We start from the raw sequence: 16,778 nt of genomic DNA on the forward strand, positions 1-16,778 counted from the left end.
CTCGTCATCAAAACCCAACACATTTCGCTTGTTTTTCTCTCTGCCGTAATGATAATCACTATCACAGTTATTTACCTTTCTTTGCATCAGTTGACCGCGATAAACATTTAAGGTGTCGGCATGTTTGTTCCATTTCTCATTATGTTACGTGAAGGTCTTGAAGCGGCCTTAATTGTCAGCTTGATCGCCAGCTATCTGAAGCGCACCCAGCGGGGCCGCTGGATTGGGATGATGTGGGTGGGCGTTTTCCTCGCCGCCGCACTCTGCCTGGGGCTCGGTATTTTAATCAACGAAACCACCGGTGAGTTCCCGCAAAAAGAGCAGGAGCTGTTTGAAGGGATCGTCGCGGTCATCGCGGTGGTGATCCTCACCTGGATGGTGTTCTGGATGCGTAAAGTGTCGCGCAACGTCAAAGTTCAGCTGGAGCAGGCGGTGGATAACGCGCTGCAAAAGGGTAATCACCACGGTTGGGCGCTGATTGGGATGGTCTTTTTCGCCGTCGCGCGTGAAGGGCTGGAGTCGGTCTTCTTCCTGCTGGCGGCATTCCAGCAGGACGTGGGGATCTGGCCGCCGCTCGGCGCGATGCTCGGCCTGGCGACCGCAGTGGTGCTGGGCTTTATGATCTACTGGGGCGGCATTCGCCTCAACCTCGGCGCGTTCTTCAAATGGACCAGCCTGTTTATTCTGCTGGTGGCCGCCGGGCTGGCCGCGGGGGCCATTCGCGCCTTCCACGAGGCGGGCCTGTGGAACCACTTCCAGGACGTGGCTTTCGATTTCAGTAACACGCTCTCCACCCATTCTCTGACCGGCACCCTGCTCGAAGGTATCTTCGGCTATCAGGAAACGCCGAGCGTCAGCGAAGTGGCGATGTATTTCATCTATCTCATTCCGGCGCTGGTGCTGTTCTTTATGCCATCACGCCCCAGTACTCAGCCGTCGCGTACTGCGCCCTGAAGTGCTTCGTGTTGTTTATACATACTTTTAGAAAGGGAAGGGTCATGGCAATTCAATTTCGACGTACTGCGTTACAGGCCGGTGTGGCAGCGCTGTTTGCTTATGCATTTTCTGCGGGCGCGGCGGATGTTCCTCAGGTAAAAGTCACCGTGAACGACAAACAGTGTGAGCCGATGACCATCACGGTCAACAGCGGTAAAACCCAGTTTATCATTCAGAACCATAGCCAGAAGGCGCTGGAGTGGGAGATCCTCAAAGGCGTGATGGTGGTGGAAGAGCGTGAAAACATCGCCCCTGGGTTTAGCCAGAAGATGACTGCCAACCTGCAGCCGGGCGAGTACGACATGACCTGTGGCCTGCTGACCAATCCGAAAGGCAAGCTGATCGTCAAAGGCGAAGCCACGGCGGATGCGGCAAAAGGCGAAGCGCTGCTGAGCCTGGGCGAGGCGATCACCGCCTATAAAGCTTACGTCACCAAAGAAACCGCCGATCTCGTGACCGGTACCAAAGCCTTCACCGACGCGGTGAAAGCGGGCGATATCGAGAAAGCGAAATCCCTCTACGCGCCGACGCGCCAGCACTACGAGCGTATCGAACCAATCGCCGAGCTGTTCTCTGACCTCGACGGCAGCATCGACGCCCGTGAAGACGACTACGAGCAGAAAGCCGCCGATCCGAAATTCACCGGCTTCCACCGTCTGGAAAAAGCGCTGTTTGGCGACAACTCCACCAAAGGGATGGAGAAATACGCGGAACAGCTGAACACCGACGTGCTGGAGCTGCAAAAACGCATCAGCGAGCTGGCCTTCCCGCCGTCAAAAGTGGTGGGTGGCGCGGCGGGCCTGATTGAAGAAGTGGCCGCGAGCAAAATCAGTGGGGAAGAAGATCGCTACAGCCACACCGACCTGTGGGACTTCCAGGCCAACGTTGAAGGCGCGCAGAAGATCGTAGACCTGCTGCGTCCGCAGCTGCAGAAAGACAACAGCGAACTGCTGGCGAAAGTGGATGCCAACTTCAAGAAAGTGAACACTATTCTGGCGAAGTACCGTACCAAAGACGGGTACGAGACGTATGACAAGCTGACCGACGCCGACCGTAATGCGCTGAAAGGCCCTATCACTACCCTGGCGGAAGATCTGGCTCAGCTGCGCGGCGTACTGGGTCTGGACTAAGCATTATGAGTAAATATCAGGAAGCCGACGTGGCGGAACCTTCCCGCCGTCGACTGTTAAAAGGGGTGGGGGCGCTGGGCGGCGCGCTCGCTCTGGCGGGCGGTTGCCCGGTGGCGCATGCGGCCAAACCGCAAAGCGCGCCGGGGACGCTCTCCCCGAATGCCCGCATGGAGACGCAGCCGTTCTACGGCGAGCATCAGGCCGGGATTCTGACGCCGCAGCAGGCGGCGATGATGGTGGTGGCGTTTGATTCTCTGGCCAGCGATAAAGCGGATCTGGAACGTCTGTTCCGCTTGCTGACGAAGCGCATTGCGTTTCTGACGGCCGGCGGCCCGGCACCGGAAACGCCAAACCCGCGGATGCCACCGATGGATTCGGGCATTCTGGGGCCGTTTATCGCCCCGGATAACCTGACCGTGACGGTCTCCGTCGGCGAGTCGCTGTTTGACGCGCGCTACAATCTTGCGAAACACAAACCGAAAACGCTGCAAAAGATGACGCGTTTTCCGAATGATTCCCTCGACGCGGCGCTGTGTCATGGCGATCTGCTGATCCAGATCTGCGCGAATACCCAGGACACGGTGATCCACGCTCTGCGCGATATCATCAAGCACACGCCGGATCTGCTGAGCGTGCGCTGGAAGCGGGAAGGGTTTATCTCCGACCACGCGGCGCGCAGCCAGGGGAAAGAGACGCCGGTTAACCTGCTCGGTTTCAAAGACGGGACGGCGAACCCGGACAGTCGCGATACAGCGCTGATGAAAAACGTGGTCTGGACCACGGCGGATCAGGGCGAACCGGCGTGGACGGTGGGCGGGACTTATCAGGCGGTACGCATCATCCAGTTCCACGTGGAATTCTGGGATCGCACGCCGCTGAAGGAGCAGCAAACCATCTTCGGGCGTGACAAGCAGAGCGGCGCGCCGCTGGGCATGAAAAACGAACACGATGTGCCGGATTACGCGCGTGATCCTGATGGCGACACCATCGCCCTCGACAGCCACATTCGTCTGGCGAACCCGCGTACGCCGGAGACCGAGTCCAGCCTGATGATGCGCCGCGGATACAGTTATTCGCTGGGCGTGACCAACTCCGGGCAGCTCGATATGGGTCTGCTGTTCGTTTGCTATCAGCACGATCTGGAGAAGGGCTTTTTAACCGTGCAGAAACGGTTGAACGGCGAAGCGCTCGAAGAGTATATAAAACCTATCGGCGGCGGCTATTTCTTTGCCCTGCCGGGCGTGCGCGACAGCAACGCGTATCTCGCACAAGGGCTGATCGAAGCCTGATAATCCTCCCCGCCAGCCGCGCGGGGAGATTATTTTTTCCTATGACCGCCACTGTTATATTTCTGTCATATTTCTGTATGAGACTGAACTCAGCTGCAGGGCGAGTCTGAAAAAGTTGCGTTCAGGTAAAAAAGTTGTTGCAATTGTGATAAATCCTGATGTACTTAATATAAGACAGCGGTAGTTCCCGGCAGTGATAACGATTCACTATGGAGATCGCGAATGGTTGGGTCCTGTTCTGGACAAGGTAAACACAACAACCGCAGCACCCGGCGCGGAGGCTCTGACTCCGGCAGCGATTTCTTCACCACAAAATTCTCCTCCCCAAACACCCAACAAAACTCACCCGACGTGCAGAGCGGTGCGCATAGCCGTTCGGCATCGTCATTCCAAAAGGCAAGCAATGGCTTACAAGGAAGCCAAACTTCAGATGTTAGTTCAGATAATCGCGCTGACAACAGCGCGTGTGATGAATACCAACAACTCAAGGTGCTATCCATGGGAAGACAAAAAGCAGTGATCAAAGCTCGTCGCGAAGCAAAACGTGTGCTGAGACGGGATTCACGTAGCCATAAACAGCGTGAAGAAGAATCGGTCACCTCGCTTGTGCAGATGAGTGGCGGCGTAGAAGCAATTGGCATGGCGCGAGACAGCCGTGATAACTCCCCAATTGCCGCCCGCAATGAGGCTCAGGCGCACTACCTGAATGCTATCGAGAGTAAACAGCTGATCTTCGCAACCGGTGAAGCCGGATGCGGGAAGACGTGGATAAGTACTGCCAAGGCGGCGGAGGCTCTGATCCATAAGGATGTGGACAGAATTATCGTCACCCGTCCGGTACTGCAGGCCGATGAAGATCTCGGCTTCTTGCCCGGCGATATGTCAGAGAAGTTTGCCCCGTATTTCCGGCCTGTCTATGACGTGCTGGTTAAACGTCTCGGCGCTTCCTTTATGCAGTACTGCCTGCGACCAGAGATTGGTAAGGTGGAAATCGCGCCGTTCGCCTATATGCGCGGACGTACATTTGAAAATGCGGTCGTCATTCTCGACGAGGCTCAGAACGTGACCGCTGCGCAAATGAAGATGTTTTTAACGCGCCTCGGGGAAAACGTGACGGTAATCGTCAACGGCGATATCACCCAGTGCGACCTGCCGTCGGGTGTCAAATCCGGTCTGAGCGATGCGCTGGCACGTTTTGTGGAAGATGACATGGTTGGGGTGGTGCGTTTCAACAAAGATGACTGCGTGCGTTCGGTCCTGTGCCAGCGCGCACTTCTTGCCTACGACTGAATTGATTTTTGATGACAAAGCCCGGGAATGGACTGCACCCCAAAAGTTGGACACCCAACTGAGTAAGGTGCAGTTTTTTATGGCAAAGCCAAAATATTCCCTCGAAACCAGATTAGCTGTAGTCAATCACTACCTTGCCGGAAAAGATGGAACACATCGTACCGCTGAACGTTTTGGTGTTGAAAGAACATCAGTGCGACGCTGGGTAAGAGCATGGCAACTCCACGGTATTGATGGCATTACCTGGAAAAATGACCGCCATTCTCCGGCGTTCCGGATTGCTGTCGTACGCACTGTTCTCGCTGAAGAACTTTCGATGCGCGAAGCTGCCGCACGGTTTAATATCTCCACTGAAACCGTTGTCCGGCACTGGGTGAATGTCTACAAAGACGCAGGTGAAAAAGGACTTCTGAGCATAAAACCTGGCCGGAGCAAGGACATGACAAAACCCAAAAAAACACCTCCACTTACCGATGCTGCGCTGGAAAAGTTATCTCCCGAAGAGTTGCGGGCTGAACTTCGTTACCTGCGCGCAGAGAATGCCTACCTAAAAAAGCTGAAGGCCTTAGTTCAAAGCGAGAAAAACGGCAGAAAGCCGCAATAATCAGTGAGCTAAGGCTGGAGTATGCGCTCAGTGATCTTCTGCGTGCGGCGGGCATGTCCCGCAGTACGTGGTATCACAATATAAATGCGCTGAAGCGAGTGGACAGGCATGCCGGGCTGAAAGACAAAATCAGAGAGATTTACCACTATCACAAAGGGCGTTATGGCTACCGCAGAATCACTCTCTCACTGAGAAAACTGGGGTTGTTGGTAAACCATAAAACAGTGCAGCGGCTGATGGCAGAGCTGTCGCTCCGCTCTCTGATAAGGGTGAAGAAATATCGTGCCTGGAAAGGTGAGGTGGGCAAGGCTGCACCCAATATCCTGGGCCGGAACTTCGGTGCATCGAAAGCCAATGAAAAATGGGTCACGGATGTCACCGAGTTCTCGGTGCAGGGTAAAAAGCTGTACCTGTCGCCGGTGCTGGACCTTTTTAACCGGGAAATCATCTCATACAGCCTGTCGGAAAGGCCGGTGATGGAGATGGTTAATACGATGCTGCATGATGCATTCTCAGTGCTCGAACCGGAGGATGCACCGTTGCTGCACACGGATCAGGGCTGGCAATATCGAATGGCAGGTTATCAGGCAAAGTTAAAGGCGAAGGGTATGACACAAAGCATGTCACGCAAGGGAAACTGCCTGGATAACGCGGTAATGGAGAACTTCTTTGGCACACTGAAATCGGAGTGTTTTTACCTGAACAGGTTCAGCAATCTGAATGAACTGAGGAAGGCGATAGAGGACTATATCCATTACTATAACAACGAGCGGATCAGTCTGAAATTAAAAGGCCTGAGTCCGGTAGAATACCGAACCCAGACCCCGATAGCCGCTTAACATGAACTGTCCAACTTTATGGGGTCAGTCCAGAAACCGGGCTTTGCTTTCTGTAAAACCCAAACGACAGACGAAAAAAAAGCCCGCATTTTCATGCGAGCTCTTCTCTAAATATGGCGGTGAGAGAGGGGTTCGAACCCTCGATACGTTGCCGTATACACACTTTCCAGGCGTGCTCCTTCAGCCACTCGGACACCTCACCGTATTGTTTCGCTGCCTGACCTCTCGGGGGCAACGGGGCGCTACTATAGGGAGTTGCGCTAAAACGGTCAAGCAAATTTTATGCCTGAGTGGCTGTTCGGTTAAGCATTAATCACTGTGGACAATAATTGGCGTTAAGTCGGGGAGTGGGTTTTCTGCAGACGAAAAAAAAGCCCGCATTTTCATGCGAGCTCTTCTTCAAATATGGCGGTGAGAGAGGGGTTCGAACCCTCGATACGTTGCCGTATACACACTTTCCAGGCGTGCTCCTTCAGCCACTCGGACACCTCACCGTATTGTCATCCCGTTGTTGCTGGGACGGGCGCTAATGTAAGTAAAAGGGGCACTGGCGTCAATCAACTTTTTCAGATGTTTGGCGCGTTTAGACAAAGTTTCAGCAATGTGATTCCTGAATGTGCTGAAAGCGCTTTTTTTATCAGCAACACAGCCGGCGGTTTATTTGTTATCCTGATAATCCTCTTGAAAACACCTATAAATCATCGCAATAAAAAGGCAGGAGTCATTATGGATATCATCTTCTATCACCCTACGTTTGATACTTCTTACTGGATCAAGGCGCTGTCGAAAGCCATTCCCGGCGCGCGCGTTCGCGAGTGGAAGCGGGGCGATAACGAACACGCGGATTACGCTCTGGTCTGGCATCCACCGGTGGAGATGTTACAGGGGCGCGATTTGAAAGCGGTGTTTGCCCTCGGCGCGGGCGTGGATTCCATCCTGAGCAAGTTAAAAGCCCATCCCGAGATGTTGCCAGAACATATTCCCCTGTTCCGACTCGAAGATACCGGCATGGGTCAGCAAATGCAGGAATATGCCGTCAGCCAGGTGCTGCACTGGTTCCGACGCTTTGATGACTATCAGGCGCTGAAGCAGCAATCACACTGGGAGCCGCTGGCCGATTATCAGCGCGAAGATTTTACCGTCGGGCTGCTGGGCGCGGGCGTGCTGGGCTCAAAAGTGGCAGAAGCGCTGGCCCCGTGGGGATTCCCGCTGCGCTGCTGGAGCCGCACGCGCAAGGAATATCCGGGCGTAGAAAGCTTTGCCGGTGCCGAAGAACTCCCGGCCTTCCTGAAGGGGACGCGCGTATTGATCAACCTGCTGCCGAATACGGCGGAGACGGTCGGGATTATCAATCACGATCTGCTTAATCAACTGGCGGACCAAAGCTACGTGATGAATCTGGCGCGCGGCGTGCATCTGGTGGAAGCCGATCTGCTTAAAGCACTGGATAGCGGCAAGCTGAAAGGCGCGATGCTGGATGTCTACAGCCGTGAGCCACTGCCGGTGGAAAGCCCGCTATGGGCGCATCCGCGCGTCGCCATGACGCCACACATTGCGGCGGTGACGCGTCCGGCGGAAGCGGTTGACTATATTACCCGCACCATCGGCCTCCTCGAGCAGGGGACACCGGCGACGGGGCAGGTCGACAGACAGCGCGGCTACTAACAGCAACCCGGCATTCGCCGGGTTTTTGCTAATAAACGCCGGGCAGACCTGCTATCCTTGGGGTAAAACACCAGAGGAGAGAGAGATGTATCCCGTTGACCTGCATATGCACACCGTCGCCAGCACCCACGCGTACAGCACCCTTCATGACTACATCGCGCAAGCCAAACTGAAAGGGATTAAGCTCTTTGCGATTACCGACCACGGTCCTGATATGGCAGATGCGCCGCACTACTGGCACTTTGTGAATATGCGCATCTGGCCTCGTCTGGTGGAGGGCGTCGGGATCCTGCGCGGCATTGAGGCGAATATCAAAAATACGGACGGCGAGATCGACTGTACAGGCCCAATGCTGACTTCTCTGGATCTGATTATCGCCGGTTTTCATGAGCCGGTGTTTGCGCCACAGGATAAAGAGACGAATACCCAGGCGATGATCGCGACCATTGCCAGCGGCAACGTCCACATTATTAGCCACCCGGGCAACCCGAAATTCCCTATCGATATTCAGGCCGTGGCGCAAGCTGCGGCGAAACATCGCGTGGCGCTGGAAATTAACAACTCCTCCTTTACCCACTCGCGTATCGGCAGTGAAGCCAACTGTCGTGCCGTGGCGGCAGCCGTGCGTGACGCAGGTGGCATGGTTGCGCTGGGGTCTGACTCGCACACCGCCTTTACGCTGGGTGAATTCGGCGAGTGCCGAAAAGTGTTAGATGAAGTGGGCTTCCCGGAAGAGAGAATTCTGAACGTCACGCCGCGTCGGATGCTCGATTTCCTTGAATCACGCGGTATGCCTGCTATCCCTGAATTTGCTGAACTTTAATATAGTCATGGAATAATCAAATGAACGAGTTTTCAATCCTTTGCCGCGTACTGGGCACTTTGTACTATCGCCAGCCGCAAGATCCGCTGCTGGTTCCGCTCTTTACGCTGATTCGCGAAGGTAAGCTCGCGGACAACTGGCCGCTGGAGCAGGACGAGCTGTTGCAGCGCCTGCAAAAGAGCTGCGATATGCAGCAGATTTCGGCGGATTACAACGCCCTGTTTGTGGGCGAAGAGGGCCGCGTTTCGCCGTATCGCTCTTCCTGGGAAGAGGGGGCGACGGAGTCTGAAGTGCGCGCGTTCCTCTCCGAGCGCGGTATGCCCCTGAGCGATGCGCCTGCCGATCATATCGGTACGCTGCTGCTGGCCGCCTCCTGGATTGAAGATCACTCCGGTGAAGACGAAAGTGAAGCCCTGGAAACCCTGTTTGGCGATTACATTCTGCCATGGTGCGGCGCGTTCCTCGGTAAGATCGAAGCCCACGCCACTTCACCTTTCTGGCGCACCATGGCACCGCTGACCCGCGAAGCGATCTCCGCCATGTGGGATGAACTGCAGGAAGAGAATGAAGAGTGATTTGCGTCACATTGTCAATGTAACGGTACATTTTATCTTGCATAAAATGTGCTCGTGATCTCATTTCATTGGCGCGTATCTGATAAGATGCGCGCCATGAATATATTACTTTCTATTGCCATCACAACAGGGATCCTCTCCGGGATATGGGGATGGGTTGCCGTGTCTCTGGGACTGCTCGGTTGGGCCGGTTTCCTGGGCTGTACGGCCTATTTCGCCTGCCCGCAGGGCGGACTCAAAGGGCTGTTTATCTCCGGTTGCACCATGATGAGCGGCGTGGTCTGGGCATTGATTATCATGCACGGCAGCGCGCTGGCTCCGCACCTCGAGATCGTCGGCTATATGATGACGGGCGTGGTGGCTTTTCTGATGTGCATTCAGGCAAAACACCTGCTGCTGTCGTTTGTTCCCGGCACCTTCATCGGCGCGTGTGCGACCTTTGCCGGGCAGGGCGACTGGAAAATGATTGTTCCGTCTCTGCTGCTGGGGCTGGTGTTTGGCTACGCGATGAAGAACAGCGGGCTTTGGCTGGCTGCCCGACGATCGCGGGCGCAAAATCTCCCGGAATTAAGCAAATAAAAAAGCGAGGCCTCAGAGCCTCGCTTTTTTTTGGTGCTGTCAGAATCAGGATTCCGGAGGCACCGACATTTCACGGTATTTCACCAGCACTTCGTTTTTCACGTCGTTTTTATTCTGCAGGTCCCACAGCCCGCGATCGATACCGTCGTTAATCAGGAAAATGACCCCTGTTTCGATGGCTGACATCAGACACATCATCACCGGTTCATTCGAGGTATAGCCGATTTCACCCTCCAGCAGACGCTGGTAGTCGATGAAGCGGAATACACCGGCCTGCACTTCATAAGAGAGAATCGTTTTGCTGGTGGTGACCGATGACAACACTTCACCGGTACTCACGTTAACTACGCGCAGGTTAACGGCAATCTGGTCGAGCTGGTACTGCGTGTCAGCCCCGATCCCGAAATACCGCGCCCCGACGCCGCCCGATTTCACGTTACTTTCGTAGCCGATAATGGACCCTTCCACCATGACGTTCGCGGCAACCAGCGATTGCAGCGGTACGCGGTTATTCACCTCAACCGTACCGTTTTCCTGCGCTGCACGAATGATTTTGCGTTCGTTCAGCAGGTTCTGCAGCCCCTGGCGTTCCAGAGGAATAAACCAGCGTGAATCTTTGAGCGCGGTGACCAGCATGGCGGTGGCACTTTGCGGAACGGCGGTCGAGAAGTTACTTGCCGGATACGGTTTGAACTGGCCAGTTTCATCCTGGATGTTATAAACCGAGACAAATATCTTACCCGTCGGCGCCGGCAGATGCGTCAGGTCGCGATAGCTTTGCGCCCGGGGCATCAGCGTGGGTTTGGCGGCTTCTTTAGGTGGAGCAGTTAAACAACCGCTCAATAAGCACACTGCAACAAGAATCAGAAAGCGCTGCATGATCGTTGTCCTTATTTCGTCGTTGTTTAAAAGTCAGTTGAATTGGTGGCAAGACCTGAAACCTGAATGGTGGACGTTTTGCCCGTTTTCCGGTCGGTCACATTCAACTGCAGCTGCCCGTCTTTATTCGCAATATCGACAATAAAATCGTTGGTCACCATGCGACCGGGTTTGCCGGTATTAATATTGGTTAATAAGCCACCTAATATTTGCGACTGAATAGCCTGAGTAAAGTTATCCAGTGCGGACGGCGTTTCAACCCCAAAATCATCGTTAAAACTGGGGTCTTTATAAGAGTTTTGAGCTTGTGCTGAGTTGAGTAAAAAAGCCCCGTTATTCGGGTTGCCACCAAAGTTTGGGTTACGGAACTGGAAAGTCATATTCCCGGCCCAGCTCAACGGTGCAATCAGCATTAATGAAATCACTGTGTGTGCGAGACGCATTACAGCCTCCGGAGATTATTTGTCGCTAGAATTCATCTTTTGCTAAATCGCCAGTGCTCAACAGAGCCTTGTCGATTTGCAGGCGATTTACCGCTTCTTCAGTTTGTGCCAGTGCAATACTGATGTTCTTGTCAAAATCTCGTTTCGTCGGGAATAAAAAGGTCTGGTACACCACGTCCTGATTAACCGTTATGGTGATCCAGCTTCCCCATCGAGCACTGGGCCGCTCATTGATTGTTAAGTTGCCTGGATAATCACTTTCCCATTTGTCGCTAAACGCCCGATAAAAATCGTGGCCGATAGAAGAGACGGTGTGGTCGGTTAATAATCCAGGAACTTCTACCTCAACAGCGTGAAGATTTCCGGCAGCAAGCAGAAAGCCCGCTGCCACTATCCATCTTGACGTGCGTTTCATGTTGTTAACGCCTGAGGTTATCGTTTGCCCATGAAACTGCCTGAGTTCTGTTTTTAACAGCTATCTTCTTGAAAAGATTGTAGAGATGAGTCTTCACTGTATTTTCGCTGATAAATAACGAACGGGCGATTTCAATATTTGAAGAACCAATACGTAATTTATTCAGAATTTCTTTTTCGCGGTGGGTCAGCAAAGCAGACTCTGAACTGTTATAGCGATAATTTCCGGAGTGAGTGATGAGGTAGCTGGCAAGTTTTTGCGAGAAATAACATTCCCCACGTAAAATACCTTGCAGCCCCTCCACCACACGCGTCTCGTCTTCAGTGACGTAAAAGACGCCGTTGATGTGCGGCCAGCTTTCAATATCGCGGAAAGGATACTCATCAGGCGTATTCAACAATAGCGCGCGGATATTATTGTTTTTCCTGCTTAAGTTATCCTGCCAGTAATGGATAAGCTTTTTATCCGCTTCCATCATATCGAAGAGAATGATGCTGCCAGGAGCAATATCATCATAAGAACGTTGAATATTGTGCAATTTCCCGTTCAGTGACAGAGATTGCTTCAAATGCTGTAATAAGGCTGTCGCTTGTAAAGAAGGCTTTGTGATCAACAGTAATGTATGACCATGTAAACTATGGACTTCATTAAACATGATGAAACCCCACTTTTTTATTACACCCGGCAGTTGCCCCCGATATATTCGGGGGACCCAGAAGTACCGACAGATGTTGCACTGCTGTGTGTAGAATCAGACCATAACCTCCAGCAGGAGGTAAATATAAAAAATAATTCGTACTGCTGATTTCAATCTAGCTATTACGATTTTTAAATCAAGTGTTAATGGTGTAACAAGATGTAAAAATCAATATTAATTTGTGAATTTCAAGTGGTAAAAAAGTTCAGGAATGATAAAAAAGTTGTACACGTTAATAATGCTGCACACATTTTAAAAATCATACAAATATTTATAGTGAGTTGATTTTAATCAGTATTTATTATTTGTGATTCTCTGATCTCAGGTATGAGAGTGGTGAAATTTCTAAGACTTTGCATGCTAAGCGAAAGCCCTTAAGAAATCGAGTGACCTGTGACAAGTCTGTCAGGCAATGAACTTTGTAAAGCGCAAAGTACAGACGTGACAAGGGTGACAAGCTGCCCTGAACGAAGCGCCAACTTGCCGAAGAAATAAAAAAAAAAAAACTAACTTACGCTGCTGACTGAAATTTTTAGCGTGAATTAATACTTTGAGGTGAGCGAATAAATCAAAATAAGCCGCGCGGGTGAGATATTTAAATTGTTTCGATAGACATACTCTTCATCGTAACGCAGCGTTAACAAAAAACGAATCGCGTTAACACCGTGCAGTTAATTATTTCCAGGTCCAGGTGACAACATGAAAAACAGAACGTTATTTATGATGTTTACATTACTGGGTGCGCCTGGGTTATCAATCGCGGCAGGTTCGGACCTGGCAGGTTCGGAATATAACTTCGCGGTTAATGAATTAAGCAAGTCTTCATATAATCAGGCAGCCATTATTGGTCAACACGGTTCAGGAAATAATGCCGATGTTCGTCAGGGCGGTTCTAAATTACTGTCCGTTGTTTCACAGGAAGGTGGGAACAATAGAGCGAAAGTTGACCAATCAGGGACTTATAACCTTGCTTATATCGATCAGGACGGCAACGGCAATGATGCGAGTATTAAGCAAGGGGCTTTTGGTAATACCGCGATGATTATCCAGAAAGGCTCGGGTAACAAAGCGAATATTACGCAGTATGGTACGCAAAAAACAGCAGTTGTAGTTCAGAGACAGTCGCAAATGGCTATCCGCGTTATCCAACGCTAACTATTTACGACGACTTAATCAATCCGATGGGGGTTTACCATGAAACTTTTCAAAGTGGCAGCAATTGCAGCAATCTTTGTTTCTGGCAGTGCTCTGGCTGGTGCGGTTCCTCAATATGGCGGTGGCGGCGGTGGTGGTTGGGGTGGTGGTAACAGCGGCCCTAATTCAACTCTGAGCATTTATCAGTACGGTGGCGGCAACTCAGCTGTTGCTCTGCAATCTGACGCTAAAAATTCTGACCTGACTATTACTCAGCACGGTGGCGGTAACGGTGCTGACGTAGGACAGGGCTCTGATGACAGCTCCATTGACCTGCTGCAGAAAGGCTTTGGTAACAGCGCAACCCTCGATCAGTGGAATGGTAAAAACTCCACCATGGAAGTTAAACAGTTCGGCGGCGGTAACGGCGCGGCAGTGGACCAGACAGCTTCCGGTTCAACTGTAACTGTGCACCAGGTTGGTTTCGGCAACAACGCGACTGCGCATCAGTACTAATTTCGAATCTGTACTATAAAAAAACAGGGCGCTTGCCCTGTTTTTTTTCGGGAGTTGATCATGCATACCTTATTACTGCTTGCAGCCCTCTCCAGCCAGATCACCTTTAAAACCACCCACGACGGGGAGATGACGACCATTATTCCGCAGGTCATTCTGACTGAACCCTGCGTGTGCCAGGTACAAATCATTTCCTCGCGGGAAGGGCAGGGAGGACAAAGTACGTCCAGCCAGCGCAACACGATTTCTATTCCCGCTAACCAGCCGATTGATTTAACTCGCCTCAGTTTGAATATTAGCCCTAAAGATTCCGTGAGAATTGTCGTTAATGTCTCTGACGGGCAATCGCTACACTTATCAAAACAATGGCCGGGTTCTGAATAATATATTCACGAAATCAATATATTGGATAATTTGGCGGTTCCCAATGAATGTTTCTATGATTTGAATAAGGAATGCGCGACCCCTCAAGGATGATTTCTCATTGAGGAGCCAACCATGGCAGCGTCCATTGTAAAAAGTATTATTGCATCAGGTATTATTGCTTTATCGGCACTGACTCCAGCATTAGCTGCAACCACGGTTAACGGCGGTGTGATTCATTTTCGCGGGGCGATTGTAGAAGACCCGTGTGTGATCTCCCCGCAGCATAATCAGTTTGCGCTGTCATGCCCGCACGAAGGACGCGTGCAAACCACCCAGGTAAGTTACGGTGAAGCCCTGCGGGGGCGTAACCCTTACCCAGATGTCGCCACGGTAAGTATGAAATATATCAATCCGGAAAAAACGTTGGCGGTTGTGCAAGTCAACTATCGTTAGGACAGAGCCCTCTCGTCTTCGGACCGGAGGGCTTTTCTCATCTGGCTCTTCTTCGCAACCAGCCCCTGCTATACACTTAATAAAAGTCGGGTAGTAGAGGAATGGATATGAAACCGCAAATTGACGTTGTCCTCGGGGACATCACCACACAGCACGTTGATGTCATTGTTAATGCAGCCAATCCCTCGTTGATGGGCGGTGGCGGCGTTGACGGTGCCATTCATCGTGCGGCCGGACCGCAGCTGCTGGAAGCCTGCAAAATTGTCCGTCAACAGCAGGGTGAGTTAGCGCCAGGCCATGCGGTGATTACGATTGCCGGGGATCTTCCGGTGAAAGCGGTGATCCACGCCGTCGGCCCAATCTGGGAAGGCGGGGAGCATCATGAGGCGCGCAGCCTTGAGGATGCTTATCTTAATTGTCTGCGCCTGGCGGCCGCCAATGGTTATAAAACTATTGCGTTTCCGGCCATCAGCACCGGCGTTTATGGTTTTCCAAAGGCCGCCGCCGCCGCGATAGCCGTGGCGACGGTTTCAGACTATCTCACCCGCAAACCCCTGCCGGAGCGGGTATACTTCGTTTGCTATGATGAAGAAAATGCCCGGCTCTACCAGCGACTTCTTACCCAGCGAGGACAAGAACTCGACGCATAATACGCGGCTCGGGCGGGCGATCGCGCCCGTCAATGCCGAACATCCGGGGCTGTGCGGTCTGCTCCCCCTGGATGACAGCCTCGATGCCTTCGCCTGCCGCTACCGGCTGGCGGAAATGGCGGAGAAAACCCTCGATGTGCAGTACTACATCTGGGAAGACGATATGTCGGGGCGGCTGCTGTTTTCCGTGCTGGTGGCCGCCGCTTCACGCGGTGTCCGCGTCCGGCTGCTGCTGGATGACAACAACACGCAAGGGCTGGACGCGATCCTGCGCCTGCTCGATTCCCACCCCAACATCGATGTCCGCCTGTTTAACCCTTTCTCGTTCCGCACCCTGCGCGCGCTGGGTTATCTCACCGATTTCGCCAGGCTTAACCGCCGCATGCACAATAAAAGTTTCACCGTCGATGGCGAAGCGACCATCATCGGTGGCCGCAATGTCGGTGATGCCTATTTCGGGGCAGGGGAGGCACCGCTCTTTTCCGATCTGGATGTGATGGCGATCGGGCCGGTGGTGGCGGAAGTGGCTAATGATTTCGAACGCTACTGGCAGAGCGCCTGCGTCTCGACGCTAAAGCAGGTACTGGAATTATCGGAGGAGGAGATCGGATCTCGCCTCCAGCCGCCGGATGACTGGTATCAGAACGAAATTGCCCAGCGCTATCTGGATAAACTGGAATCGAGCCAGTTTATTACCCGCCTCGAAGCGCGCGATTTGCCGCTGATCTGGGCGAAAACCCGGTTACTCAGCGATGACCCGCGCAAAGGCTTAGGGCGCGCGAAGCGCCACTCGCTGCTGCCTCAGCGTCTGCTGGATGTGATGGGCACCCCGGCGGAGCAGATCGATATCATCTCCTCCTACTTTGTTCCCACCCGCGCGGGCGTCGCACAGCTGCTGCAGCTGGTGCGCAAGGGCGTTAAAATCGCCATTCTCACCAACTCCCTCGCCGCTAACGATGTGGCTGTGGTGCATGCGGGCTACGCGCGCTGGCGCAAAAAACTGCTGCGTCACGGGATTGAGCTTTACGAGCTGAAACCCACTCAGGATTTCGTTCCTGGGCTGCGGGATCGCGGTCTGACGGGGAATTCCGGCTCCAGTCTGCATGCCAAAACCTTCAGCATTGATAGCCAGAAAGTGTTTATCGGCTCGCTGAATTTTGACCCGCGCTCGACGATGCTCAACACGGAAATGGGCTTTGTGATTGAAAGCGAAACCCTGGCGCGCCTGATCCATCGCCGCTTCCTGAAAAGCCGTCAGCACGAGGCGTGGCAGATTCGGCTCGATAACTTTGGGCGTCTGAACTGGGTCGAGCAGAAAGACGGGGAAGAGATAGTGCTGAAGAAAGAGCCAAAAACACGCTTCTGGCAGCGGGTGCTGGTGCGTCTGGCGTGGTGGTTACCGGTTGAGTGGCTGTTGTAATCGCGCCGGAAGGCC

At 52.9% G+C, this 16,778-nt stretch carries 19 protein-coding genes and 2 tRNA genes; 15 read left to right on the top strand and 6 right to left on the bottom strand.

Translation table 11 applies throughout. The features are described 5' to 3' along the window. The first annotated feature begins 120 nt into the window (after positions 1-120). The 5 genes from efeU (at position 121) to U9O48_RS08505 (ending at position 6,148) form a co-directional block, all read left to right on the top strand. On the top strand, positions 121-954 hold the full coding sequence (gene efeU / locus U9O48_RS08485) for an iron uptake transporter permease EfeU (RefSeq protein WP_282492522.1): 834 nt from the start codon (positions 121-123) through the stop codon (positions 952-954). A gap of 44 nt (positions 955-998) precedes the next feature. Further along, entirely contained in the window at positions 999-2,126 is a 1,128-nt protein-coding gene (efeO, locus tag U9O48_RS08490) for an iron uptake system protein EfeO (protein ID WP_282492523.1), read from the top strand. A gap of 5 nt (positions 2,127-2,131) precedes the next feature. After that, complete coding sequence (gene efeB, locus U9O48_RS08495; protein WP_324724074.1) at positions 2,132-3,415, top strand: iron uptake transporter deferrochelatase/peroxidase subunit; 1,284 nt, start codon at positions 2,132-2,134, stop codon at positions 3,413-3,415. 498 nt (positions 3,416-3,913) lie between these two features. Then, entirely contained in the window at positions 3,914-4,705 is a 792-nt protein-coding gene (gene phoH / locus U9O48_RS08500) for a phosphate starvation-inducible protein PhoH (RefSeq protein WP_324724075.1), read from the top strand. A 79-nt stretch (positions 4,706-4,784) separates the two neighbouring features. Continuing rightward, positions 4,785-6,148 (top strand): IS3 family transposase gene (locus tag U9O48_RS08505; protein WP_324724076.1). Its coding sequence is split into 2 segments (ribosomal slippage): positions 4,785-5,262 and positions 5,262-6,148, totalling 1,365 coding nucleotides; the frame shifts between segments, so codons are not numbered across the junction. A gap of 114 nt (positions 6,149-6,262) precedes the next feature. Here U9O48_RS08505 and U9O48_RS08510 read toward each other — a convergent pair. Together U9O48_RS08510 and U9O48_RS08515 are read right to left on the bottom strand one after the other, a co-directional pair. Continuing rightward, a tRNA-Ser gene (locus U9O48_RS08510) sits at positions 6,263-6,350 on the bottom strand. Between the two features lie 204 nt (positions 6,351-6,554). Further along, positions 6,555-6,642 (bottom strand) — tRNA-Ser (locus U9O48_RS08515). A 232-nt stretch (positions 6,643-6,874) separates the two neighbouring features. Here U9O48_RS08515 and ghrA point away from each other — a divergent pair. From ghrA to U9O48_RS08535, 4 genes are all read left to right on the top strand, one after another. Further along, positions 6,875-7,813 (top strand): glyoxylate/hydroxypyruvate reductase GhrA, encoded by a 939-nt coding sequence (ghrA, locus tag U9O48_RS08520; protein WP_324724077.1) that lies wholly within the window; start codon positions 6,875-6,877, stop codon positions 7,811-7,813. Positions 7,814-7,898: 85 nt separating this feature from the next. Beyond that, positions 7,899-8,636, top strand: coding sequence for a phosphatase (locus U9O48_RS08525; protein WP_282494865.1), 738 nt, complete (start codon positions 7,899-7,901; stop codon positions 8,634-8,636). A 20-nt stretch (positions 8,637-8,656) separates the two neighbouring features. Continuing rightward, on the top strand, positions 8,657-9,211 hold the full coding sequence (locus tag U9O48_RS08530) for a TorD/DmsD family molecular chaperone (protein ID WP_282494866.1): 555 nt from the start codon (positions 8,657-8,659) through the stop codon (positions 9,209-9,211). An 87-nt stretch (positions 9,212-9,298) separates the two neighbouring features. Further along, positions 9,299-9,790: a DUF1097 domain-containing protein gene (locus tag U9O48_RS08535; RefSeq protein ID WP_324724388.1), complete on the top strand. Its 492-nt coding sequence runs from the start codon at positions 9,299-9,301 to the stop codon at positions 9,788-9,790. A 45-nt stretch (positions 9,791-9,835) separates the two neighbouring features. Here U9O48_RS08535 and csgG read toward each other — a convergent pair whose 3' ends face one another. Genes csgG through csgD form a run of 4 tightly spaced genes read right to left on the bottom strand, consistent with a single transcriptional unit; the run spans position 9,836 to position 12,182 of the window. Continuing rightward, positions 9,836-10,669, bottom strand: coding sequence for a curli production assembly/transport protein CsgG (csgG, locus tag U9O48_RS08540; protein WP_282494868.1), 834 nt, complete (start codon positions 10,667-10,669; stop codon positions 9,836-9,838). A 26-nt stretch (positions 10,670-10,695) separates the two neighbouring features. Beyond that, positions 10,696-11,112: a curli production assembly/transport protein CsgF gene (csgF, locus tag U9O48_RS08545; protein WP_282494869.1), complete on the bottom strand. Its 417-nt coding sequence runs from the start codon at positions 11,110-11,112 to the stop codon at positions 10,696-10,698. A gap of 25 nt (positions 11,113-11,137) precedes the next feature. Next, a complete protein-coding gene (gene csgE / locus U9O48_RS08550; protein WP_282494870.1) occupies positions 11,138-11,527 on the bottom strand; it encodes a curli production assembly/transport protein CsgE in 390 nt (129 codons plus the stop codon). Between the two features lie 4 nt (positions 11,528-11,531). Beyond that, positions 11,532-12,182 (bottom strand): biofilm master transcriptional regulator CsgD, encoded by a 651-nt coding sequence (csgD, locus tag U9O48_RS08555; RefSeq protein ID WP_282494871.1) that lies wholly within the window; start codon positions 12,180-12,182, stop codon positions 11,532-11,534. Positions 12,183-12,923: 741 nt separating this feature from the next. Between csgD and csgB the strand changes: the two genes are divergently transcribed. The 6 genes from csgB (at position 12,924) to U9O48_RS08585 (ending at position 16,763) form a co-directional block, all read left to right on the top strand. Further along, the gene (gene csgB, locus U9O48_RS08560; protein WP_282494872.1) at positions 12,924-13,379 is read left to right on the top strand and encodes a curli minor subunit CsgB; all 456 of its coding nucleotides are present in this window, start codon (positions 12,924-12,926) and stop codon (positions 13,377-13,379) included. A 39-nt stretch (positions 13,380-13,418) separates the two neighbouring features. Then, complete coding sequence (gene csgA / locus U9O48_RS08565; RefSeq protein WP_282494873.1) at positions 13,419-13,874, top strand: curli major subunit CsgA; 456 nt, start codon at positions 13,419-13,421, stop codon at positions 13,872-13,874. Between the two features lie 60 nt (positions 13,875-13,934). After that, on the top strand, positions 13,935-14,258 hold the full coding sequence (gene csgC, locus U9O48_RS08570; protein WP_285145838.1) for a curli assembly chaperone CsgC: 324 nt from the start codon (positions 13,935-13,937) through the stop codon (positions 14,256-14,258). A 114-nt stretch (positions 14,259-14,372) separates the two neighbouring features. After that, positions 14,373-14,693, top strand: coding sequence for a type 1 fimbrial protein (locus U9O48_RS08575; protein WP_282494875.1), 321 nt, complete (start codon positions 14,373-14,375; stop codon positions 14,691-14,693). Positions 14,694-14,800: 107 nt separating this feature from the next. Then, the gene (gene ymdB / locus U9O48_RS08580; protein WP_324724079.1) at positions 14,801-15,343 is read left to right on the top strand and encodes an O-acetyl-ADP-ribose deacetylase; all 543 of its coding nucleotides are present in this window, start codon (positions 14,801-14,803) and stop codon (positions 15,341-15,343) included. Continuing rightward, positions 15,279-16,763: a phospholipase D family protein gene (locus tag U9O48_RS08585; RefSeq protein WP_285145888.1), complete on the top strand. Its 1,485-nt coding sequence runs from the start codon at positions 15,279-15,281 to the stop codon at positions 16,761-16,763. Before ymdB ends, U9O48_RS08585 begins: the two co-directional genes overlap by 65 nt. Positions 16,764-16,778: the final 15 nt, after the last annotated feature.

Origin of the sequence: Lelliottia sp. JS-SCA-14 (assembly GCF_035593345.1) — a bacterium.
Classification (GTDB): Bacteria; Pseudomonadota; Gammaproteobacteria; order Enterobacterales; family Enterobacteriaceae; genus Enterobacter; species Enterobacter wanjuensis.